Genomic DNA, 22,836 nt, shown 5'->3' on the forward strand with positions numbered 1-22,836 from the left:
GATATATAGGGGGAATGACGATGAAAGCTGTGAAAATGTCAGTCATCATGACGGCTGCATTCGTCGGCTTGACAGGATGTTCAGCCACACATACGAACCAATTAGAAAAAGCATCAATTTCCATTCAAAGTGTTGGGTTATCCGATTCGAATAGCACTACTTTGAAAAATGTTATGCAAGAAGCTGGCAATGTGACTCAGTTCGAACAATCAAAGAATGAACAAATGCAAGTTGATGATGAGCTTCTACATCGGAATACGTATCTATCTATGAACCGTGAAGTGGCAGATCAGTTGATGCAGGAGGCACATCTCGGCGGGGCATCCGTAGCATTGACGGATACAAATATCTATGTTGCTGTAAATATGGGAGAGCTCCAAGAGAAGGGGACGAATGATCGCGCAAAGCAGCTGAGCAAATACAATGATCCAGCGACGGAAGCGGGCTTGTTCGGTTCGGGCGCTGGTGCTCAGATGGATTGGGTGACTGCTAAACCAATACCTGCACAGAATATTAACACCATTCGAAATGTGCTTACGCGCATTTATCCGGATTCGCATATTTATATTTCGGCTAATACACTCTTCGTGAATCGAATGATGTATTATGACATGCAGCAGCGTAAAAATAAACGCATGGATACGTATTTGCATGAGTTTAATACCATGGTGCAATATACGTTTAATAGCCGCAAATGAGTAATAAGTACAAGGTTCGCGCCTACTGCAGCTCAAGAGTATGTGAGTATGTGTACAAAGAAGATGTGATGGTTGCCATTAATTATGAAACCGCCTATAGCTTGGCGCAGCTTTACAACGAATTTCCAACTAAACCGAGCTGCCCTTCCTGTGGAGAAGTCATGGCTTTCTACGCTCACTCGGTCATTGAGGAGCCTTGGTTAACGTGAGAAGCTTGACAATTCGCGCATTCCTGATAATAGTTAGAGAATAATGCAATCAGGAAGGATCAACAACGCGATGATGACGAATGTATTCCAAATAGAGGCTCTACCCATAGAAGTTCGTAAAAGTTTGGACGAGCATAGACAGAAAGTACATACAGCTGAAGACCGCAACTTGATTGGTGTCGCTGCGTATGAAGCACCCGCCGAGGAGCTTCTCACGGATGCGATCCTTTCACTTTTTTTAGGCAAAAATGTGCTGCTGAAGGGGCCAACAGGCTCTGGCAAGACGAAGCTGGCTGAGCATGTTTCGGCCGTTTTTAACCAACCCATGCATAGTGTCAATTGTTCCACGGACTTGGATGCGGAGGCCTTACTTGGCTTTAAAACATTATCCCATGACGAGCAGGGACGTAGTCAGATTGTATTCATCCCTGGTCCCATAATGAAAGCTATGACCAAAGGGCATTTGCTCTATATTGACGAAATCAACATGGCTAAGCCAGAAACACTCCCGCTAATAAATGGCGTTCTCGATCACCGCAGATCAATAACAAACCCTTTTACGGGAGAGGTCATTACGGCGCATCCGAATTTTAGAGTTGTAGCAGCGATTAATGAAGGGTATATAGGTACGGTACCATTAAATGAGGCCCTCAAAAATCGGTTTATCACGATAGATGTGCCGTATTTGCAGGGCGAGTTATTGTTTCAGTTGCTAAAAAGTCGATCCGTCTTGCGTGATGAGAAGTTGATGCGCACGTTTGTCCAGCTCTCCGCTGATTTGCTTTCCCTCATTGAGATGGGGCAGCTGCCTGATGAAGCGGGATCTATTAGAGCACTGCTAGATGCTTGTGATTTGGCGGCTTATATACCCCCAATGCGTGCAGTTACGCGTGCAATTGCCGATAAGCTAGAGGATGAAAGGGAACGTGCAGCTGTCATAAATACGGCTGAAACGTTACTGTAAAGCAATGTTTGTAGGAAGCCTTAGCCGATTGGATGATAAAATCGATGCGATGCTGCACATGCAGCTGGTAGATTTGGCTCGTTTATTTACGAAGCGAGGCAAGCTTGAAGTAGAAGCTGCGTTTCACGCGCATTATGATGAAGCCGCCTCTCACATGACAGTGAGTCAGTTTTGGTGGGATTATCCGTTGGCCGATAAAACCGCTGGAATGAAAAGCGATGTTTATCTGCGTTGTCTTGGCAGTGCATGGTTTACAGGCAGCGAAGCTGTGAACGCATATCTTCAATACAGTTCGAATACGAAGTTCCCTAAGCTGGCGAATAGCTTATTCGCGCTTTGTGAAGATATGCGTTTAGAGCGGATTTGTCGTAGCCAACGTCCGGGAACAGGAGCGGTGTTTGCACACCGGCATCGCATCTTAGGTGGCTATTTTCAACATAAGCTCAGAACGCATTTAAGCAAAAGTGAGTTAGCGGACGCTGTGCTGTTATTGGTGTATGGCTGGTTTACTGGAAGGTCGTGGCAGAGGGAGCCGTTTACTTCTGCGCTTGGGACTGAGTTATCTAGTTGTTTGGTAGGGCTATATGAAGTGCTTGAGCAGGTGGAGGAAGCGACGCATACGGCTGAGGTTGCGCGTTTATGTGAACAAATGAGTGAAGTATTGGCAGGTGGGCTGGAACGCGATGCTGTCGCTGCGTATTTCTGGATGCAGCAAGGAAGCGGCATCGCGGAACCCTTGCCTGCGGATTACAAAGGCGAGCTGAAGCGAGCGAAGCGGCTCGCCAATGATGATGTGCTCTCCGAGCAAGAGGGGGAGCGTCAATTGCCCGGCCAAGAGCGGCTGCCGACTTGGCATCGTGAGAGCAGCGACCGCAGCCCAGGGCTGCTGCGGTTCGAGCTGGAGCGCGGCTCACGCACCGCCGCGCAGGGCTCTGCGCCCCGTGAGGGCGATGCCGCCGACCAGGCGCTCGCCATCACCCAGGGGCGCTCGCAGCGCGCCCAGCGCACCGGCGCCGCCGCTGAGCGGCGCCAAGGGGCTTCCGTGCCCGCTGCCGCGGGGCACGGGGAGGGCGAGGTCGCCGCGTATGCGACGGCGACCTGGCTCTTGCCTGAACGTCCTACTGCTGCGCAGGAGGACGGGTTCAGGCGCCTGAGCGAGCGCGCAGCGCCGCTCGCGAAGCCCTTGCAGCGTGCGATACGGCGCACGCTGGAGCAGAAGCGGATCGCCCCGCGCGGCGATCGCCTATTCGGGCGGCTCGACAAGCGGCTTACACGAGCCGTCACGCAAGAGCTGCCGCGCCTCTTCTATAAGAAGCGCGCGCCGGTCCCCCAGCTCGACGCAGCGTTCGCGCTGCTCGTCGATTGCTCAGCGTCCATGTATGACAAAATGGACGAAACCAAGCTCGGTCTCGTGTTATTCCACGAGACGCTCCGAAACCTGCGAATCCCCCACGAAATCGTGGGCTTCTGGGAAGACGCAGACCGCGTGACAGAGCAGGAGGCACCGAACCTGTTTCAGGTTGCGGTGGACTTCGGCTCCTGCCTCGCTGCCTCGAGCGGAGCGGCTCTGATGCAGCTGGAGCCGCAGCAGGACAATCGCGATGGCTTCGCTATTCGCGAGATGACGAAACGGCTGCTGCGGCGCACAGAGCGGCAGCGCATCCTCCTCGTGTTCTCGGATGGGGAGCCTTCGGCAGCCAACTACAACGATCTCGGCATCCTAGATACGCATGAAGCTGTCTTGCAAGCAAGACGCATGGGCATTGAGGTGATCAGTGTTTTTCTTGCAAACGGCACTGTACACGAAACTCAGCGGAATGCGATGCGAAATATGTATGGGCGAAGCAGCATTGTTGTACCCAACGTCGAGGAGCTGCATGAACAGCTCGTGCCGATTCTACGCAAGCTCTTGCTGAAATCGATTCTTACTTGATCTTTTCACTCCCAGTTATAAACTACATTAACTCCAGTTATTTTAAGGGATTTTTCGGTTTTTCTCCTTAAAACCTGATAATAACTGGAGAAATCCATTATCCCTAAATTCTAGCCGAACTAAGCCACATTCAAAGTGTCGCCTAGTGTAACTTCCAGCAGCTCAACTTGAAGTTCTCATCTATCTTTTACCCTCAAAATCCAGTACAATAGATCAGGGTCATTCTAGGTAAATTTCGCCAAACTCCGACAAAAGAATCGGATGCAACACATACGCAATAACTGATATCAATTGAACTCATTATTCCATTAGGGGGCATATCATCTCATGTACGGAGCACCATTATCAAACAAAGCTAAGAAAATTATGCTGCTAGGCTCAGGAGAGCTTGGCAAAGAAGTTATTATTGAAGCACAGCGTCTTGGCATTGAGACGATTGCGGTAGATCGTTATGCGAACGCACCTGCTATGCAGGTTGCCCATCGCAGTCACGTTATTTCGATGCTGGATGGCGAGCAGTTGCGTGCGATTATCGAACAAGAGCGCCCAGATCTCATCGTGCCCGAAATTGAAGCAATCGCGACATCTGTTCTTGTCGAGCTAGAGAAAGAGGGTTACCGTGTCATCCCAACGGCGACGGCATCACGTCTCACAATGGATCGCGAAGGAATTCGTCGACTGGCTTCCGAAACATTAGGTTTGCGCACAGCACAATATGAATTTGCTAACAGTCTAGAAGAATTGCACGCTGCTGTGGCGAAGATCGGTACACCTTGTGTGATCAAGCCAATCATGAGTTCTTCTGGTAAAGGGCAAAGTGTTTGCCGCACACCTGAGGGTGTAGAAGCATCGTGGAACATCGCAATGGAGGGTGGACGTGCAAAGAACGCTCGTGTTATCGTCGAAGAATTCATCCGTTTTGATTCGGAAATTACGTTGTTGACCGTCCGTTCGGTATCAGGTACAACCTATTGTGAGCCAATCGGTCACATCCAAAAAGACGGCGACTACATCGAATCCTGGCAGCCACACCAAATGTCTGAGCAGCAAATTATCGACGCACAGCATATGGCCAAAACAATCACGGATGCGCTTGGTGGCTATGGACTCTATGGTGTTGAATTATTTTTAACAGCAAATGGCGTATATTTCAGCGAAGTTTCACCGCGTCCGCATGACACGGGAATGGTTACAATGGCTACTCAGGATCTTAGTGAGTTTGCGCTGCATGCAAGAGCGATCCTTGGTTTCCCAATTACAGGCGTTCGTTTGTTAACGCCTGGCGCGAGCTACACGCTGAAAGCAGATCGCGAGCAAGTTGAATACACCATTAGCGGTATTGATGAGGCGTTATCCGTTCCGAATACGCAAGTGCGTGTATTTGGCAAGCCAGAAACCAAAGTAGGCCGCCGCATGGCAGTGGCCCTGAGTTCTGGGGAAACGGTGGAAGAAGCGCGCAGTCTAGCGAAAGAAGCGGCTAGTAAGCTCACTTTGAATTACAACTAAACTGTATGACTGCAGTACCATGTACCACGTCTGAGGTCATCATCCGGAGGCAATGCACTATGGAAGCAAAAGCAGCAAGACTGTCTCGAACTGTGTTGACAGAAATTATTTTGCCGGCGGACACGAACTACCATAATACGGTGTTTGGCGGTCGTGTTATGCAATATATAGATAAGGTTGCAACCATTGCATCAATGCGTCATTGTCGCAAAAGTGTTGTAACTGCATCGAGTGACAGCTTGGATTTCTTCGCTCCGGTCAAGCTTGGTGAAGCGATTCAATTGGAAGGCTTTGTGACATGGACGCATCGCAGTTCGATGGAGGTTTATGTGAAAATTGAGTCGGAGAACCTATTAACCGGCGAAAAGAAGCACACAGCCACCTCGTTCCTTACATTTGTAGCCTTGGATGAGAATGGACAACCCTGCCCTGTTCCAGGCATCATTGCTGAGACGGAAGAAGAGAAGCGTCTGTTCGAAACAGCAGAAGCGCGTTTTACAGCGAGAAAGCTTCGCAAAGAAGCACGTCTATAAGCATACGGTTCGCATACGATAGATAGCAGTTCCCTTATGGGAGCTGCTTTTTTACTTTGGCATGGTAAGGCATCACATGAGAAAACTTTATCCATCCCACAACTTTTTCACTAGGTAGGCAGTCAAATGAAGTGAGGAATACATGCCTCCATTTCATTTTCGCAGATAAGGATGTAAGCAATGGAACTTATGGATATTAAACAACGAATAGGCAAGCGATTTCCTTTCTTATATGGACTACGCGTCAAGCAGCTCATGTTAAAAAGACGTATCATCAATCTAAACCCCGCAATTCAATATGCGATTAGTAGAAATTCCCGAAAATTTCCTTATGCGGTGAAGAAGCACAAATCCATACTGCGGCGGGTACTCGGAAATACGGATCCTATTTTGCAAGAAAATAAGATTGTGAATTTAAAAATCGCATTAAAGCATGTGGATGGGATTGTGATACATCCTGGTGAAACGTTTTCCTTTTGGAAGCTAATCGGTGTGACAAGCAAAGAAAAGGGCTATATCGAGGGTCTCATGCTATCGCATGGCGAAGTTCGTGTAGGTACTGGAGGAGGTTTGTGTCAGTTAGCGAATATGCTATATTGGCTCGCATTACATACGCCGCTAGCGATCAAAGAAAGACATCATCACAGTTTCGATCTTTTCCCGGACGATCGCAGAGTAATCCCCTTTGGTACGGGAACGAGCGTGTTTTATAACTACGTAGATTTGCAATTTTATAATCCAACCGCGAATCAGTTTCAATTTCATCTGGAGGTCACGGAAGAGTATTTGGAAGGCTCGATCAGCTGCGATACGGAATTGCCTTATGATTATAGGGTGAAAGAGAAGAATCATTCCTTTTATCAACGAGCTGACAAGTGGTACAGAGGTAACGAAATTTGGCGTCAAAAGGTAAACAGACACGATGACTCAATCGTCGATGAAGAGCTGGTTAACGTGAATCATGCAGAGGTCAAGTATATGAAATCTAACGGAACTCAGGAGAACCAATGAAGAGAGACCATGTGAAGGATTTTCTCATTTTCGGGTGGAAACAAGCGCTTTGCTGCATTTTTCCTGTTATTATCTTTTTGACATTGGCTGTGTCCAAAGCAGTACCGCTGCCATTCATCCATCGCTATGATTTCATTTTACTTGTGTGTATTCTTGCGCAGCTTGTTTTGGTGTTGACGAAGCTAGAGAGTGTGGATGAGCTCAAGGTTATCACGGTATTTCATATTATTGGACTTGGGCTGGAGTTGTATAAAGTGCACATGGGTTCGTGGTCCTATCCGGAGGAAGGCTTGACGAAAATAGCTGGAGTTCCGCTGTATAGCGGCTTTATGTATGCCAGTGTCTCAAGTTACGTGTGCCAGGCGTGGAAACGATTCAATTTGCATTTGATCCATTGGCCAAGAACTTCTGTTGCGGTCCTGATGTCGATAGGTATTTATGCCAATTTTTTTACCCATCACTTTATGGTTGATATTAGGTGGATTCTCATTGCCCTGATTGTGATTCTGTTTTACAAATCGCATATCCGGTTCACGGTCACGAACAAGACCTATCAAATGCACACGATACTTTCCTTTATGTTAGTTGCCTTCTTTATTTGGCTGGCTGAAAATATTTCGACCTTTCTTGGCGCTTGGCGCTATCCGGATCAAGAAATATCTTGGCGGATTGTGCATTGGGGTAAAATTAGTTCCTGGTTTCTGTTGGTGATCATCACCATCATCATCGTAGGGGAATTGAAGCGGATCAAATATCCGGAGCAGGTCGAGGGGAGGAAATAAATGGCTAAGCCAACCGCCAGCTACCTCTCCATCTGCTGAGAAATGCAAAAGTGCAACTATTCTCTATCAAATAGACGATTTCAGCTAAAATTGATGCTAAAAGGCATCAATTTCTGTATGTTCAGCTCTGTTTAGACCTTTTCGACCGCAAAAGATGCCTTTTTGCATTTATTTAAAATGATTGAGTGAATTCTCCTGAAATGGATGCTCTTTTGCATTTTTGCCACCTGTGAACCGAACATAAGTGCCGATATTGTAAAATAGAGGAGAGATTACCTCGCCTCACATTACGAAAACCCCAGAGCCTACAGGCTCTGGGGTTTCTTCGTCCACAGTTCTTTACTTAGCTCCGCCTTCGGCAAGGATCTTTTCCCAAATTGCACCTTTACCGTAAAGCTCTTTGTTCACTTTATCCCAACCACCTAGATATTCGATATTGAATAGGCCTGGAGGTGTTGTGTAGTTTTTTTCATATTGCTTAGCGACTTCAGGAAGTACGGAGCGGAAGCCTTTGTCAGCAAATACTTTCTGAGCATCAGCAGAGAAAAGGTAGTTATAGAACGCTTGAACAGCTTCGCGATTACCATGCTTATCTACGTATTTATCAATAATAGCAACAGGATTCTCAATGGAAGTCGTGTATTGTGGAATTACTTCAACATATTTCTTACCGGATTGAATACGAGCAACAAGTTCGTTCTCGTAAGTGATGATCGCATCGCCTACACCTTTATCAAAAGTTGTAAGGGAATCGGCGCCGCTCTTATCGAGGACTTTAATGTTTTTGTAAATTTTAGCTACGAGATCTTTGGCTGCGGCGGGATCTTGTTTACCAGCGGCTTCGGAAATTTTGAGACCAGCACCATAGATCGCATTGATATCCCATTTCGCGCCACCAGATGTGCTTGGGTTCGGGATGAGCACTTCAACACCTGGCTTCGTCAGATCAGACCAATCCTTAATACCTTTTGGATTTCCTTCACGTACACCAATAGCGGCGATAGAAGTTGTTACGAAACCTTTTTGTGGAGTGTTTTTCCAGTCATGTGTGATTAGACCTTTTTCCACGATTTTTTGAATATCGCCTTCGAGAGAGAGAGGAGCGATATCCGCTTCGAAGCCTTGAATAATAGCAGTAGCCTGCGATCCGGAAGCCACATAGGATTCTTGGAATTCAACCGTTGTACCGGTTTTCTTTTTATAGTCTTCTTTAAATTTAGGTAGAATGACATCAAAGGAATCTTTCAAAATCGAGTAAGCACCGATGGTAATCGTAACTTTACCGCCTTCGGCTTTCGGTGTTGTAGTTGCAGCAGCTGTTGCTGCCGCGGTTGGTGCACTTGTACTAGCCGTTTTCGTCGTCGTGCCAGATCCGCAAGCTGTAAGGGCAATACTTGCTGTGAATAAGGCTGCAGTAACGAGGCCAAGCGTTTTAAAATTTTTCATGGTTAACAACTCCCCTTCTTTTCTAAAGCTTATTTTGGAAAATCATATGAAGACAGGCTGTGGATCTTGTTTCGCCTGATTATCAATCCAGGTTGTACCGGCTTGGGTAAATAGCGAGATCTGGTGGATTAAGATGTTGACTTCATCGCCAACTTGATAAATGCGCTCTTTCACAGGTTGATAAGCAAATAGTTTGAATTGCCCCGTATCCATTTCTAGATACCACGAATCCCCGCGGAAGTGAACATGGGTTACTTTGCCTTTTTCACCGGCTGTAGCCAAATGACTGACGTTGTGCGGACGAACTTCGATATTCTCAGGTCGTATGAGCACATTCACATCTGGAAGCCATTTGCCATCTTGTTGAAGATCTACAAGGGTGGGGAATCCAACAAGCGGCGTGTAAGAAGAAAGAACGTTGGACTCACCAATGAAGGACGCTGCGAAAGAGGAGGCAGGCTTCGTGTAAATTTCCCAAGGGCTTCCTTGCTGTTCGATTTTCCCGCCTTGCACCAAAATGATTTCATCGGCAACCTCGATCGCCTCATCCTGATCATGGGTAACGAAAAGGGTCGTTACTTTGAATTCACTGATGAGATTTCGCAGCCAGACGCGCAGCTCTTTACGAATTTTGGCATCGATCGCGGCAAAAGGTTCGTCGAGTAGAAGTAGCCGCGGCTCAGGTGCTAGTGCTCTGGCAAAGGCAACCCGCTGGCGTTGTCCGCCAGATAGCTGATGCGGATATTTCCGCTCATGGCCAGCGAGACCCATCAGGTTCAGTAGATACGAAACACGATCCTGAATCTCTGCCTTCGACTTCTTGAGCACCTTCAACCCGTAAGCAACGTTGTCAAACACCGTCATATGCTTGAAAAGGGCATAGCTCTGAAAAACGAAGCCAATACCTCTTTCCTGAACAGGTAGGTGTGTGGCCAGCTTGCCATCGAAATAAATGTCGCCGCCAGTCGGGGTTTCGAGGCCTGAAAGCATCCTAAGAATGGAGGTTTTGCCACCACCGCTGGGTCCAATCAATCCGACAAGATGCCCTTCTTGTATTTTGAAATTGACGTCTTTGATCGCATGAAATTCACCGTAATGTTTATTTAGGTTGGTTACTTCAATGTGCATGTGGGGATCCTCCTCCATGGTTTTTCGTTGCTTCGCTTCTTCGTTTCAACCACTCTAGCACTAATAAAATCGTGACGGATATGAGTCCTAATACGAAGGCTACGCTATTGGCAGCTACGAGCTGGAATTGTTCAGCGTCTTGATAGACAAGCGTTGTAGCAGTTTGGGTTTGATTAATGATGTTGCCTGACACGACTAGAATGGAACCAAATTCACCGAGCGACCGAGCGATTGTCAAAATCAAGCCATACACGACGCCCCAACGAATACTCGGCCATGTCACCTGGAAGAATGTACGCAAGGGTCCTGCACCTAAGGTTGCGGATGCTTCTTCGGATTGAGTTCCGATCTCTTCTAGTAAGGGAACTACTTCACGTACCATAAGAGGGAAAGTGATGAACATGGTCGCTATGACCATCCCCGGAATCGCATAAACAATTTTCATGTTATGGTCTTCAAGGAACGTGCCTAGTGCCGTATTTGGACCGAAAATAAGGATAACCATTAAGCCAACGATGATCGGTGATACGGCAAAAGGTAGATCAATCAAAGCGTTAATTATTGGCTTTAACCAACGTGAAATCCAAGAGCCTCTTACAATTTCTAAAGAAATATAAATACCGATAATGGCATTAAGCACGGTAACGATGGTGACGATAATAAGCGAGATTTTCATTGCATGCAGGGCTTCTGGACGCACAAGCGCATCTAGAAAGGCGCGAGGCCCTTCTTCAAACGCTCCAAAAGTAATTCCCAAGAAAGGCAATATAATTAGTAGGATTATTACCAAAAAAGAAATGCCGATCAATATTCTTCTCATGCTAGCCGCCCCTTTCCTCGTGTCCATAGATGGATAAACCATAATATCAGGACGGAGAGTGTCAGGAGGACAAGTGAGATGGCTGCTGCACCTTCTGGATTGTAGTTCTGTGTTTCACCATATATATAGACCGAGGCTACCATCGTTTTCCCAGGTAAGTTACCCGAGATCAGGGAAATGGCACCAAACTCAGCGAGTGAGCGGGAGAAAGCGAGCATACTGCCTGCAATCGTGCCAGGTAAAAGTGCTGGAAGCACGATCCGGTAGAAGGTATAGAACCTATTCGCCCCAAGCGTAAAGCTTGCTTGTTCTTCAGCGGGATCGATCTGCTCCAAAAGGGGTTGAACGGTTCGAACGACGAATGGAAAGGTGACGAAGACGAGACCGATTACAATCGCAGTTTGATTATACAGAAGCTTAATTCCAACTGAGTCAAGAAACGATCCTAGTGGACTTTGTGGTCCTAGTAGGGTGAGAAACATTAAGCCTGCAACGGAGGTGGGAAGTGAGAATGGGAGATCTACCATGCTGTTAAGAATACTCTGCCCACGAAACCGATATCTGACGAGGACGTATGCGATGATCGTTCCTACCACTGCTTGAATTACCGTTGCAATAATGCTTAACTTGACTGTTAATACAATTGACTTCCATGCTAAAGGTCCTGTGACTTCTTTCCAAAATGGCTCCCAGCCTAACGAAAATCCTTTGAAGTAAATGGAGGCTATGGGGATAAGAAGAAACACAATTAAGTAGCCTATAAGCACGGATCGAACCGTCGCTTTAAAAACCTTGTTACGCATGGAACACCACCTATTCTCATAAAGCATACCAACTTACTTGGTTTAATTAAAATGACTATAACAGCGACAGGATTATTCTGTCAATATGTATTTCATGAAATTATGCGAGGTGTTAGGTTTTTCTTTTTACATATAATCGTAGATAAACAAATTTAGGAAAAAACCGTTGACGTTGACTAATCACGGTGATAACATGAGTTTCAAATCTAATACCAAGTAAACAAGTGTGGATTAAATGAGTTGAATTATTGGTCGACCGGTTAACTGGAGACTCCCATTCATTCCTCGGTAATAAGCGAGAATGGAGGGAGTCTTTATGTTTGAAGCGATGACTTCATAAGAAGAGAGGGGGGCTTACATTCTTAGCTATGATGCCACTCCATCCAATTTTACGTAAAAATGATTGGATAATTAAGTAAAAGGAGCATTGACACCTCTCATTTCACATGCTAGTATGGATTTATATTCTAATTCCGAGTAAATGCATAAGAATAATATGAGTAATGAAAGGGAGTTACCAGCATGGAGCATGCCATCACGATTCAAAGCGACAATGTCGAATTAGCCGCAACGTTACATTACCCTACACATCAACCCTCAGCGGTTCAAGCCGATTGTCAGCGTTGGCCCTTAATCATCATTTGTCACGGATTTATTGGGAGTCGAATCGGGGTTGACCGGCTTTTTGTAAAGGCAGCTCGTTCTTTCAGTGCACAAGGTTATTTTGTACTTCGTTTTGACTATGGTGGCTGTGGTGAAAGTACGGGAGATTATGGTGCAGGCGGGCTAGATGTACTTATCGAACAGACGCGCCGGGTCATTGATTATGGGGTTTCTATTGATTGTGTGGATCTAAGTAGAGTTATCCTACTTGGTCATAGTTTAGGTGGAGCGGCGGCAGTCCTAACTGCAGCGAAAGATCATCGAGTGAAAACACTCGTTTTATGGTCAGCGGTTGCACATCCACACAATGATATTGTACGAATCGTCGGCAAAAACGAATACGAGAAGCTGCCTCAGGGCGGTTCGATCGATCATCATGGATATAAACTAACAAGTCGATTCTTCGATTCTTTATCTCAACATCAACCGTTTGAGCAATTACGTAAATTTACTGGTGACGTTTTTGTCGTTCATGGGACTGCTGACGAAATCATACCTGTGGATTATGCGCCATTATATCAGAAGATGTTCTGGCTTCGCAAAGAAGGTCAATGTGATCTGGAACTCGTATATCAAGCAAATCATACGTATTCGACGACACCATCAACGACAGAATTGCTGGAGAAAACGGGGAATTGGCTGAATTATATGTATAAACGAAACAATGAATGGAATGATTGGACAATTTAATTGGACTGGGAGGCATGACGATGGCAAAACCACTGGAACTAGATGAAGTTTGGATAGAGCGGATTAGACAAATTTTAGACGGATTAGAGTATGGATCCGTTCAAATCGTTGTCCACGATGGCAAGATTACGCAGATTGATAAAACGGAGAGAAAAAGATTTGAGACAAACGCGATCCCGCAAGCGCAAGCCACTTTGCAAGCCGTGAAATCAACAAAACAAAAAAGTAAAGCTTAACTTAATTGCTGCACTTATAAGTCGGCCCCCATTCCTCGGAATAGGGGCTGTTTTCATGCGTAAGAAGACGTGTATACTATAGAGTAATAATAGCGTCGCTTGGAAGGAGAATCTTATGCGTAAAGGGCACTTTATTTGGGAAGATGCGCAGGGAATCAATCACTTTGTGTACGAGTGGCTTCCTTCGGAAGAAGTGGAAGTGAAGGGGCTTGTGCAAATTGCCCACGGAATGGCAGAAACGGCTGCCAGATATGAGCGTTTAGCAGCAGTATTAACGAAGAACGGGTATGCGGTGTATGCAAATGATCATTTGGGACATGGCCAAACCGCAGGTTCATTGGACGCTGTAGGTAAGTTTGGCAAGGATAGCTTTCATGCCATGGCTGATGCCATGGGGCAGATCACGTTGCAAATTCGTAAGCGATATGAAGATAAAGCGGTAGAAAATATGCAAGATAACAAGCAAGAGGGAACGCTAAATAACAAGCGTGCTAGTCTGCCATTGTTTATGCTGGGGCATAGTATGGGGTCATTTTTAACACAGTACTATATGGTAAATCATTTGGAGCGTTATCCTAGCGATGTTCAGGGTATTCTGTTGTCAGGATCGAATGGGAAAGAAGGCGCAGCATTAAATGTCGGGATTGCGATTGCAACGTTGGAAGCCGCTTTACGGGGGGATCATTTCCGGAGCTTGATGCTGACTGCGCTTTCTTTTGGAAGCTTTAACACCAAATTCAAACCCAATCGCACGGCCTTTGATTGGTTGAGTCGTGATGAACAAGAGGTTGATGCTTATATGAAGGATCCTTATTGCGGGGGCGTTTTTACATCCGGGTATTTTAGAGATTTCTTCAAGGGCCTGAAAGAAATTCATCAACCCCAGCACCTCAATCGCATTCGTAAGGAAATTCCGATCTATATTTTTTCGGGCGAGGAAGATCCGGTGGGGGGACAAGGTAAAGGTGTACGCAAACTAATTAAGGCATATGAGAAGCTTGGCATACAGGACATCAGCTACAAGCTGTACCCTGGCGGCAGGCATGAGATGCTGAATGAGATTAACCGGGATGAGGTTATGGGGGATATTGCTGCGCGGCTGGATAGTTGGATCGGGCGATAGAAGCAGGTAACGATTAAAAAGCTATGGGTGAAAAAGCTGTTCCGATAGGCCGTAAAAAGGCTGGTTCGGAACAGCTTTTTTTGAACGAAACTAAGCGTTTCGTTCAAGCTGAACACGAATCCCTTCGCGATCGATCTGAATCCAGTATTCGACGATTCGTTCATTCTCTACGCGATAAACGGCGCTTGCGATTTCAATAATGGTTTGGCCCGTTGGCGGGTAGCCATCGACGTCACCGATATGCGTGCCAGTCTGCTTCCATCGCACATAGACACGATCCTCTTGAGCGAGGAGCTCCTGAACCTCTAATTGAAATGAGCCGTAAGCGGCAAGCATTTCCCGCACATGGTCCGCGTAGTTTGCAGGTGTACGGTGAACGGTGGTCTCATTTTCTGCTGTCATTTGATGGGCTAGAACTTGTTCAGCCATGTAGTCATGTGCGGCATCTGGCTGCTGACCAGAACGGACGAGCTGGAAAAACTGTTGGATGACTTCTTTTGGTGATAATGGCATGAGTGCAGCTCCTTACTTGGAAGTGAATAGGTAGGATGAGTATACGGGATGGTTGGAGTAAGTTCAAGAGTGTATGGGATAAGCGTCCAATCATTCTGCTTTCCATTCTACCTAACCTGCATGCCGATAAAGCATTAGTCCAAAAATGCCAACTTAAATGATGAATATCGACCTTAACTTTATCTTTAAGTCGATATCGCCGAACTATTGGGGCAAGTTTGTATGGTTGAAGCTGATTTGATGTATTTTAGTGGGTGAAATCTGACTACTGGTGCTAAACACTTGTTTTGGTCGGAATTAGGCAGGTAAATTCGGACTACTACCTGACGGATCACGTCATACTCAAAAATCCCGCCCCCTTCGCTTCGCGCAAAGGGGGCGGGATCCAGCAGCTGATCTACGCCAGCAGCTTCTTAAACTCCTCGGTCAGCAGCGGCACGACCTCGAACAGATCGCCGACGATGCCGTAGTCGGCGACTTTAAAGATCGGCGCCTCCGCATCCTTGTTGATGGCGATGATGACGCGCGAAGAGCTCATCCCCGCCAAATGTTGAATGGCGCCGCTAATGCCGCACGCGATGTAAATTTCCGGCGTCACGACCTTGCCGGTCTGGCCGATCTGCATCGCGTACTCGCAGTACCCCGCGTCGCAGGCTCCGCGGGAAGCCCCAACCGCGCCGCCTAAGACGGCAGCCAGCTCTTCGAGCGGCTGGAACCCATCGGCGCTGCGTACGCCCCGTCCGCCGGAGACCACGATCTTGGCTTCAGCCAAGTCGATGGCGCCGGACGTTTTTTTCACGACCTCCCGGATGATGCTGCGCAGGGAGGGAGCGGGATAGGCAACATCGATGATCGCAGCTTGACGCGAAGCGTCAGGCTCGAGTGCCGCGATGTTGTTCGGTCTTACCGTGACGACCCATGGCGCGGCAGGGTCGGTAAACGCTTTCTTCTCGATCGCTTTGCCAGCGTAAAGCGGTCGCGTGAACAACACGTTATCGCCGCTGCGCTCGATGGCGGTAACGTCAGAGATCTGTCCTGCGGCGAGCGAAGCCGCAGCCAACGGTGCAAGGTCTCGGCCCATAGCCGTGTGGCCGAAGAATAGCGCATTTGGCCCTGCAACAGCAGTTACGGCCAGCAGTGCACTTAGATAAGCCTCCGAGCTGTAGCTCTCCAGCTGTTGATCTTCAACAACATAGACGGTATCTGCGCCATATGCGGCAAGTTCACTGGCCAACGCTTTCGTGCCAGCGCCGCCGATCAACACGGCAGCTAGCGTATCACCATCGGCAGCAGAAAGCTGCGCCGAACGTAAGGCTTCAAAGGATACTTGACGAAGCTTGCCACTGCGAGCTTCTGCAACTACAAGAAATTGTTTAGCCATCGTTATAGCCTCCCTAATCACGTTGTGGGGTAAAGTTAGATCACTTTGGATTCATTACGCAGTGCTTGAACGAGTTCGGTCACTTGGTGGGCTAGCTCGCCTTTGAGAATGCGGCCCGATTTGCGCTCTGGCGGCAAAGAAAGGGCAAGCCGAGTTGTTTTGGCAAGAATGGCATCAGCGCCAGGAATATCATCGAGAGTTAAGTGCTGAAATGGTTTTTTCTTCGCTTTCATGATACCAGGAAGTGAGGGATATCTAGGTTCATTTAAACCTTGTTGAGCGGTGAAAAGGGCAGGAAGGGGAACCTCAATCACTTCGATATCCCCTTCGGCGTCGCGATGAACAACCGCTTTTTCACCTGTAATGTCTAGTTTTGTAATCGAAGCAACATGCGGTAAACCGAGTAAAGCTGCTAGACGTATAGCAACTTGACCTGCGCCGTTATCAACGGAGAAATTACCACCAAGTAATAAGTCAATAGATTGATCTCGCAAATACGCTGCTAATATTTCGGCAATTTCGAACTCATCCCCTAAAATCCGGTCATCCGTGATCAATATGGCTTCATCTGCCCCCATGGCAAGTGCTGTCCGGAGTGCTTCTGACGTGCGATCAGGTCCAATCGAAACAAGCGTCACTTTACCACCATGCTCATCGCGCAGCTGAATGGCTTGCTCAACCGCATACTCGTCGTATGGATTTATGACGAATTTCACGCCATCCTCTTGAACGACACCATGCTGTAGGACGATTTTCTCCTCCGTATCAAACGTTTGCTTCAATAATACAAAAATGTCCATGTCCAAGCTCCCTCCTGAATATACATGAAATAAGAACTTTAAATGGTAGTCTTTGAAGCCAAATTTACGACTCAATGCCTCTGATGAAAAAATCAAGCGTAGGCCCAACCTGTGCGGTTAAGGAATATTTCTGACCAGAAATCAGCCAAGAGGTCACGACTTCATCCATGCCTCCAAAAATAAGAAGTCTCACCAACTTCACATCCAGATCGGAACGGAAGCTGCCGTCATGCTTTCCTTTTTCTAATATATTTTCGATGAGGATAATATATCTCTTAAGGGCAAGACCAATCTCTTTGCGAAGCTCCAAATCACTTTGGCGAAGCTCAATTTGCGTAAGGTAGGCCATATGAATGTTATTTTCCAGCTCGCTAAAATGAATTTCACAGATTTTACGCAACGCATCCTTAGCGCTCGTGCTTTCACGGACGGCAAGGTTGAACTTCTCAACGAGCTCGCCTAATTTCTCTTGAAAAAGACTAGTTAAGATATCCTCCTTCTTCTTGAAGTAGAGATAAATGGTGCCATCCGCAACGCCGGCCTCTTTGGCAATACGAGAAACTTGGGATTTATGGAACCCATTTTCTGCAAATACCTTCATCGCGCCTTCGAGAATCGCATAATATTTGTCTGGTTTTTTGCCACTTGTCAAGGAGATCACCTCGGTGTTAGAATACAGATATTGGTGAATGAATACTCATTCATTTTTGTAATTTCATCATAAAATACGCAGTACGCCTTGTCAACGACTTATTCCGCTTAAACAGCAAGTAGGGAGGTTTGTCGGCTTACTCTTCACAATGAAGCATGTTTCTACTCTTATTCAAAATAAACGGCTACGCCGTCCTTCAAGGACGGGAGCGTTTATGGAGAAATATAAGCAATGTATAAAGTGAAACTTTTACTGTCTTATATTATAAAAAGGGACTAATGAAATTTGCTTTTTTGCGATTCATGAATGTAAGCGCTAACAAAAAACGTGTTAAACAAATTTAATAAAGGAGGGTCCTCCATGACCGGTACACTGATTCAGTTTCTCCTTTTTCTGGCGGTTACGGGTTTGGCGCTCTATGGGTTCGGCCGGGTTGTGTATCACCGATATTTATATATCCAATTGGGGAAATCGGTGGATCTGAAGAAGGAAGCCAGCTTAAGGCTCAAGGGATTTGCGGTTCAAGTGTTTGGCCAGACGAAGTTATTGAAGGATAAAAAGAGCGGCATTATGCATATCGTGATCTTTTATGGCTTCATAATTCTACAGCTAGGTGCCTTGGACCTTATTTTAAAAGGATTAATTGACCGAGGGTTACCTATTCCGGGTTACGCGTATTTCACCCTCATGCAGGAAGTGACGGTCGGGTTGATCGTGCTGGCCATGGGCTACGCGACCTATCGACGTTACATCGAAAAGCTTAAACGCCTTAAGCGAGGCTGGAAGCCAAGTATTGTTGTGTTTTTTATCATGTTTCTCATGCTGTCAGTTGTCATAAGCGGTGGCTTTGAACGCGTGCGTGAAGGTATCCCGGCTTCAGGCTTCGCACCGCTAACATCGGCTTGGGCGGCAATGTTCGATGGGATGTCCACTTCAGCGGCAACGGTTGGCTTTTATGCTGGTTGGTGGATGCATCTGCTGATTTTGCTGGCTTTCCTCATTTATGTGCCGCAGTCCAAGCATTTTCACATCATTACCGCTCCGATCAACATTTTGTTGCGACGGACGGAGCCGACAGGCAAGCTGGCATCATTGAACTTGGAAGATGAAGATGCGGAAGAATTCGGCGTCGGGAAGATTGAGGATTTTACGCAAAAGCAGATGCTGGATTTCTACTCATGTGTAGAATGTGGACGCTGTACGAGCGTATGTCCCGCAAATACGACAGGCAAGCTGCTGTCACCTATGCATCTCATTACGAAGCTGCGCGATCATTTGACGGAAAAAGGTGCAGCCATCACCTCAAAGTCTCCGTGGGTACCAGCTGTGGTGTTCGCGCCAGAATCGCAGGGGAACCCGCTGGAGGTTGACCTTATCGGCGGTGTGATCACCGAGGAAGAGCTGTGGGCTTGTACAACCTGCCGCAATTGTGAGGATCAATGTCCTGTTGCGAATGAGCATGTGGATAAAATCATTGATATGCGCAGGCACTTGGTGCTGACGCAAGGCAGTATGCCGCATGATGGTCAACGTGCGCTTCAAAACATCGAGAGACAAGGGAATCCGTGGGGAATCTCCCGCAATGATCGTGTGAAATGGGTCAAAGAGGTTGACCCTGAAGATGCGCTTGAAGTACGAACCGTGAAGGAGAATCCAACTTTCGAGTACCTGTTCTTCTTAGGCTCGATGGGAGCTTACGATAATCGCAGTCGCAAAATTACTCATGCATTCGTGAAATTAATGAAGGAGGCTGGTATCTCTTTTGCCATATTAGGAAATGAGGAGAAAAATTCCGGCGATACACCCCGTCGAATGGGGAATGAATTCCTGTTCCAGCAGCTGTGTGCGGACAATATCGCTACTTTTCAAAAGTACAAGGTCAAGAAAATCGTAACAACATGCCCGCATACGTACCACACGTTCAAAAATGAATATCCCGAATTTGGCTTAACGGCCGAGGTATTTCATCATACAGAACTGTTGGATCTATGGGTCAAAGAAGGGCGCTTGACTCCGCAATATGAGGTCAATGAGCGTATTACTTATCATGATTCGTGTTACTTAGGCCGCTATAACGAGGTGTATGAGGAGCCACGTAACGTGTTAAGGGCGATTCCAGGCGTGGAACTTGTGGAACAAGCGCGTTCGCGTGAGAACAGCATGTGCTGTGGAGCGGGCGGAGGCATGATGTGGATGGAGGAAACAGCGGGTACCCGTGTGAATGTGGCGCGTACGGAGCAGCTTCTGAGTGTCAAGCCTACGGTGATCTCCTCGGCGTGTCCCTATTGTTTGACGATGGTGGAGGATGGCACGAAGCTGAAAGAAGTAGAGGAACAGGTCAAAGCGCGAGATATCGCAGAAATACTTGCACAATCGGTATTTGGACTTATTGAATAAAGGGTATAGCGAACAGCGAAAAACTTAAGCAAATCTTACGAAGTTAGTTTTCTATCGAAAACTTTAAGGAGATGATCTCATGACAACTATTCGTACGACAGCGGTAATCGGCTCGGGTGTAATGGGTTCCGGGATTGCTGCACATTTGGCCAATGTAGGTATTCCCGTCTTATTACTGGATCGTGTGCCAGAGCAGCTAACGCCACAAGAGGAAGCAACAGGTCTTACGCTTGATCATCCTAAAGTGCGGAATCGCTTTGCTGTAAGTGCTTTGGAGAAGCTTGCGAAAACCAACCCTGCACCTCTGTATAGCGAAGCTTTTGCCTCGCGCATCACACCAGGGAATATCGAAGACGATTGGGCGAAGCTGAGCCAAGTGGATTGGATTGTCGAAGTCATTATCGAAAATTTGCAGGCCAAACAAGATCTTATCGCTCGGATTGAAAAGGTGTGGAAGCCAGGGACGATCGTTTCCTCGAATACATCGGGGATCTCGATAAATGCTATGGTCGCAAATGCCGGACCTGAATTTAAGAAGAATTTTCTTGGGACTCATTTCTTTAATCCACCGCGCTATATGAAATTATTGGAAATTATTCCGAATGAGCAGACGGATCCAGCCATCATCACCTTCATGAGTGATTTTTGTGAGAAAAAGCTTGGGAAAGGCGTTGTGCAAGCGAAAGATACACCTAATTTTATAAGTAATCGAATTGGTACTTACGGTTTGCTGATTACTCTGCGAGAAATGCTGACCAAAGGCTATACGGTTGAAGAGGTAGATGCAGTTACAGGGCCTGCCATGGGGCGGCCGAAAAGTGCAACATTCCGCACACTGGATCTCGTTGGTCTAGATACATTTGTACATGTGGCGAACAATGTGTTTGATCTTGTGACGGATCCAGTTGAGAAGGATGTCTTCGATACGCCTGATATTTTGAAACAGATGGTAGCCAAAGGCTGGATTGGCGAGAAGCAGGGCCAAGGCTTTTATAAGAAAGTGAAGACAGCGGATAGCAAGGAAATTCAAGCATTGAATTTAGAGACTATGGAGTACTCGGCAAGTCGTAAAATCAGCTCGGGTTCGTTGGAGGCTGCCAAGCAGGCGAAGGGAACTGTTGGGAAGCTGAAGGCCTTGCTGGGTGCGAAGGATCGGTACTCGGAGCTGGCGTGGAACATTTTGAAGCCGGTTCTGCTGTATGCAGCAGAAAAACGGGATGAAATCGCGGATAACATTGTGGACATCGATAATGCGCTCAAATGGGGTTTTAATTGGGATTTGGGACCCTTCGAGACGTGGGATGCGATAGGACTGAAACGTTCTGTGGAACGCATGGAGGCTGAAGGAAGTAAAGTGCCTGAATGGGTAAAAGCGTGGATTGCAGCCGGGCATGACAGCTTTTATGAGCGCATGGAAGGGCGAACCTTTGCCATCTTAAATCAGGAGCTTCTCGAGGTGGAGTCAAGACCAGAAATCATCTTGCTAGCGGCGCTCAAACAACAAAATAAGGTCATCCGTTCAAACAGCGGAGCAAGTCTAATTGATATTGGCGACGGCGTGGCTTGCTTAGAATTTAATTCACCAAACAATGCCATTGGCGCGGATATTCTTACGATGATTCAGCAAAGTGTGGATGAAGTGCGTAGCAACTATCGCGGGTTGGTCGTAGCCAATGAGGGGAAAAACTTTTGCGTTGGCGCCAATCTGATGCTGCTGTTGATGGAAGCGCAGGACGGCGAGTGGGATGAAGTGGATGGCATCATTCGGTTGTTCCAGAACGCGATGCTTAAGCTGAAAAGGCTGGATAAACCGGTGGTCGCTGCTCCTCATAAAATGACGCTTGGCGGTGGCGTGGAGGCGTGTATGCCAGCGGATCAGACGATTTTCTCGGCGGAAACGTACTATGGACTCGTTGAGACAGGCGTTGGGCTTATTCCTGCCGGTGGCGGCTGCAAAGAGTTAGCGCTGCTTGCAAGTCAGCAGGTGAGAGATCCGGAGGTTGATCTACAGCCGTGGATCAATGCAGCGTTTGAGACAGTGGCCATGGCGAAGGTGTCTACGAGTGGGCACGATACGAAACGTCTCGGCTATATGCGAGCGCAAGATTCCGTTGTGGTTAATCCGGATCATCGGATTTATGAGGCGAAGCAAGCGGTGCTTCGGATGGATGCGGCTGGCTATACACCGCCAGCGCAAGAGAAAATCCGTGTCGTAGGCGAGAACGGGAAAGCGGTTATGCAGGTCGGTGCGTATTCGATGCTTAAGGGCGGGTATATCAGTGCGCATGACCAGTTGATTGCGAATAAGCTCGCACATGTGTTGGCTGGAGGCAATGTACCTGCTGGGACGTTAGTGTCGGAGCAATATATGCTGGATTTGGAGCGCGAGGCGTTTTTGAGCTTATGTGGTGAATTAAAGACACAGCAGCGGATGCAGTATATGCTTTCGAAGGGTAAGGCTTTGAGGAATTAGGGGATCTGAGCCCGAGATGCGGAACCAGGTTCCGCAACTAGCAGCAATCAAGTGGAAAAACAACGAATGGGATTT

21 protein-coding genes are annotated in these 22,836 nt (G+C 47.1%); 13 read left to right on the plus strand and 8 right to left on the minus strand.

The window, feature by feature from the left end; all coding sequences use genetic code 11:
- Nucleotides 1-20: 20 nt before the first annotated feature.
- The 8 genes from AC58QO_RS13600 (at nucleotide 21) to AC58QO_RS13635 (ending at nucleotide 7,636) form a co-directional block, all read left to right on the plus strand.
- The gene (locus AC58QO_RS13600; RefSeq protein WP_497266218.1) at nucleotides 21-698 is read left to right on the plus strand and encodes a hypothetical protein; all 678 of its coding nucleotides are present in this window, start codon (nucleotides 21-23) and stop codon (nucleotides 696-698) included.
- A gap of 50 nt (nucleotides 699-748) precedes the next feature.
- A complete protein-coding gene (locus tag AC58QO_RS13605) occupies nucleotides 749-907 on the plus strand; it encodes a hypothetical protein (protein ID WP_497266220.1) in 159 nt (52 codons plus the stop codon).
- Between the two features lie 73 nt (nucleotides 908-980).
- A complete protein-coding gene (locus AC58QO_RS13610; RefSeq protein ID WP_497267484.1) occupies nucleotides 981-1,871 on the plus strand; it encodes an ATP-binding protein in 891 nt (296 codons plus the stop codon).
- Between the two features lie 28 nt (nucleotides 1,872-1,899).
- On the plus strand, nucleotides 1,900-3,804 hold the full coding sequence (locus AC58QO_RS13615; protein ID WP_497266222.1) for a nitric oxide reductase activation protein NorD: 1,905 nt from the start codon (nucleotides 1,900-1,902) through the stop codon (nucleotides 3,802-3,804).
- Nucleotides 3,805-4,131: 327 nt separating this feature from the next.
- On the plus strand, nucleotides 4,132-5,310 hold the full coding sequence (purT, locus tag AC58QO_RS13620; RefSeq protein WP_497266224.1) for a formate-dependent phosphoribosylglycinamide formyltransferase: 1,179 nt from the start codon (nucleotides 4,132-4,134) through the stop codon (nucleotides 5,308-5,310).
- A 59-nt stretch (nucleotides 5,311-5,369) separates the two neighbouring features.
- Entirely contained in the window at nucleotides 5,370-5,843 is a 474-nt protein-coding gene (locus AC58QO_RS13625) for an acyl-CoA thioesterase (RefSeq protein WP_497266225.1), read from the plus strand.
- Between the two features lie 180 nt (nucleotides 5,844-6,023).
- Nucleotides 6,024-6,854 (plus strand): VanW family protein, encoded by an 831-nt coding sequence (locus tag AC58QO_RS13630; RefSeq protein ID WP_497266227.1) that lies wholly within the window; start codon nucleotides 6,024-6,026, stop codon nucleotides 6,852-6,854.
- The gene (locus tag AC58QO_RS13635; protein WP_497266229.1) at nucleotides 6,851-7,636 is read left to right on the plus strand and encodes a DUF817 domain-containing protein; all 786 of its coding nucleotides are present in this window, start codon (nucleotides 6,851-6,853) and stop codon (nucleotides 7,634-7,636) included. Before AC58QO_RS13630 ends, AC58QO_RS13635 begins: the two co-directional genes overlap by 4 nt.
- Before the next feature lie 339 nt (nucleotides 7,637-7,975).
- On the opposite strand, the gene AC58QO_RS13640 is transcribed toward AC58QO_RS13635, so the two are convergent.
- From AC58QO_RS13640 to cysT, 4 genes are read right to left on the minus strand one after another with little or no spacing between them, the layout of a single operon-like run.
- Nucleotides 7,976-9,082, minus strand: a complete 1,107-nt coding sequence (locus AC58QO_RS13640; protein WP_497266231.1) for a sulfate ABC transporter substrate-binding protein — start codon at nucleotides 9,080-9,082, stop codon at nucleotides 7,976-7,978.
- A gap of 42 nt (nucleotides 9,083-9,124) precedes the next feature.
- Complete coding sequence (locus AC58QO_RS13645; RefSeq protein ID WP_497266233.1) at nucleotides 9,125-10,210, minus strand: ABC transporter ATP-binding protein; 1,086 nt, start codon at nucleotides 10,208-10,210, stop codon at nucleotides 9,125-9,127.
- Nucleotides 10,200-11,030: a sulfate ABC transporter permease subunit gene (locus AC58QO_RS13650; RefSeq protein WP_497266235.1), complete on the minus strand. Its 831-nt coding sequence runs from the start codon at nucleotides 11,028-11,030 to the stop codon at nucleotides 10,200-10,202. Before AC58QO_RS13650 ends, AC58QO_RS13645 begins: the two co-directional genes overlap by 11 nt.
- On the minus strand, nucleotides 11,027-11,833 hold the full coding sequence (cysT, locus tag AC58QO_RS13655; RefSeq protein WP_497266237.1) for a sulfate ABC transporter permease subunit CysT: 807 nt from the start codon (nucleotides 11,831-11,833) through the stop codon (nucleotides 11,027-11,029). The genes AC58QO_RS13650 and cysT overlap by 4 nt, the downstream gene beginning before the upstream one ends.
- 522 nt (nucleotides 11,834-12,355) lie before the next feature.
- Between cysT and AC58QO_RS13660 the strand changes: the two genes are divergently transcribed.
- The 3 genes from AC58QO_RS13660 to AC58QO_RS13670 all read left to right on the plus strand — a co-directional run bounded on the left by AC58QO_RS13660 (nucleotide 12,356) and on the right by AC58QO_RS13670 (nucleotide 14,545).
- Nucleotides 12,356-13,186: an alpha/beta hydrolase family protein gene (locus tag AC58QO_RS13660; protein WP_497266239.1), complete on the plus strand. Its 831-nt coding sequence runs from the start codon at nucleotides 12,356-12,358 to the stop codon at nucleotides 13,184-13,186.
- Between the two features lie 20 nt (nucleotides 13,187-13,206).
- The gene (locus AC58QO_RS13665; protein ID WP_497266240.1) at nucleotides 13,207-13,422 is read left to right on the plus strand and encodes a YezD family protein; all 216 of its coding nucleotides are present in this window, start codon (nucleotides 13,207-13,209) and stop codon (nucleotides 13,420-13,422) included.
- Between the two features lie 115 nt (nucleotides 13,423-13,537).
- Nucleotides 13,538-14,545, plus strand: a complete 1,008-nt coding sequence (locus AC58QO_RS13670; RefSeq protein ID WP_497266242.1) for an alpha/beta fold hydrolase — start codon at nucleotides 13,538-13,540, stop codon at nucleotides 14,543-14,545.
- 90 nt (nucleotides 14,546-14,635) lie between these two features.
- On the opposite strand, the gene AC58QO_RS13675 is transcribed toward AC58QO_RS13670, so the two are convergent.
- The 4 genes from AC58QO_RS13675 to fadR all read right to left on the minus strand — a co-directional run bounded on the left by AC58QO_RS13675 (nucleotide 14,636) and on the right by fadR (nucleotide 17,891).
- Complete coding sequence (locus tag AC58QO_RS13675) at nucleotides 14,636-15,058, minus strand: ester cyclase (protein ID WP_497266244.1); 423 nt, start codon at nucleotides 15,056-15,058, stop codon at nucleotides 14,636-14,638.
- A gap of 397 nt (nucleotides 15,059-15,455) precedes the next feature.
- Nucleotides 15,456-16,439: an electron transfer flavoprotein subunit alpha/FixB family protein gene (locus AC58QO_RS13680; protein WP_497266246.1), complete on the minus strand. Its 984-nt coding sequence runs from the start codon at nucleotides 16,437-16,439 to the stop codon at nucleotides 15,456-15,458.
- A gap of 35 nt (nucleotides 16,440-16,474) precedes the next feature.
- Nucleotides 16,475-17,239 carry an electron transfer flavoprotein subunit beta/FixA family protein gene (locus AC58QO_RS13685; RefSeq protein ID WP_497266248.1) on the minus strand — a complete coding sequence of 255 codons (765 nt, stop codon included), beginning with the start codon at nucleotides 17,237-17,239 and terminating at the stop codon, nucleotides 16,475-16,477.
- A gap of 64 nt (nucleotides 17,240-17,303) precedes the next feature.
- Entirely contained in the window at nucleotides 17,304-17,891 is a 588-nt protein-coding gene (fadR, locus tag AC58QO_RS13690) for a fatty acid metabolism transcriptional regulator FadR (protein ID WP_497266250.1), read from the minus strand.
- A 360-nt stretch (nucleotides 17,892-18,251) separates the two neighbouring features.
- Here fadR and AC58QO_RS13695 point away from each other — a divergent pair, with 360 nt between their 5' ends.
- Together AC58QO_RS13695 and AC58QO_RS13700 are read left to right on the plus strand one after the other, a co-directional pair.
- Nucleotides 18,252-20,288 carry a (Fe-S)-binding protein gene (locus AC58QO_RS13695; protein ID WP_497266252.1) on the plus strand — a complete coding sequence of 679 codons (2,037 nt, stop codon included), beginning with the start codon at nucleotides 18,252-18,254 and terminating at the stop codon, nucleotides 20,286-20,288.
- Between the two features lie 79 nt (nucleotides 20,289-20,367).
- A complete protein-coding gene (locus AC58QO_RS13700; protein WP_497266254.1) occupies nucleotides 20,368-22,761 on the plus strand; it encodes a 3-hydroxyacyl-CoA dehydrogenase/enoyl-CoA hydratase family protein in 2,394 nt (797 codons plus the stop codon).
- Nucleotides 22,762-22,836: the final 75 nt, after the last annotated feature.

This window comes from Paenibacillus sp. J31R30, assembly GCF_059692115.1.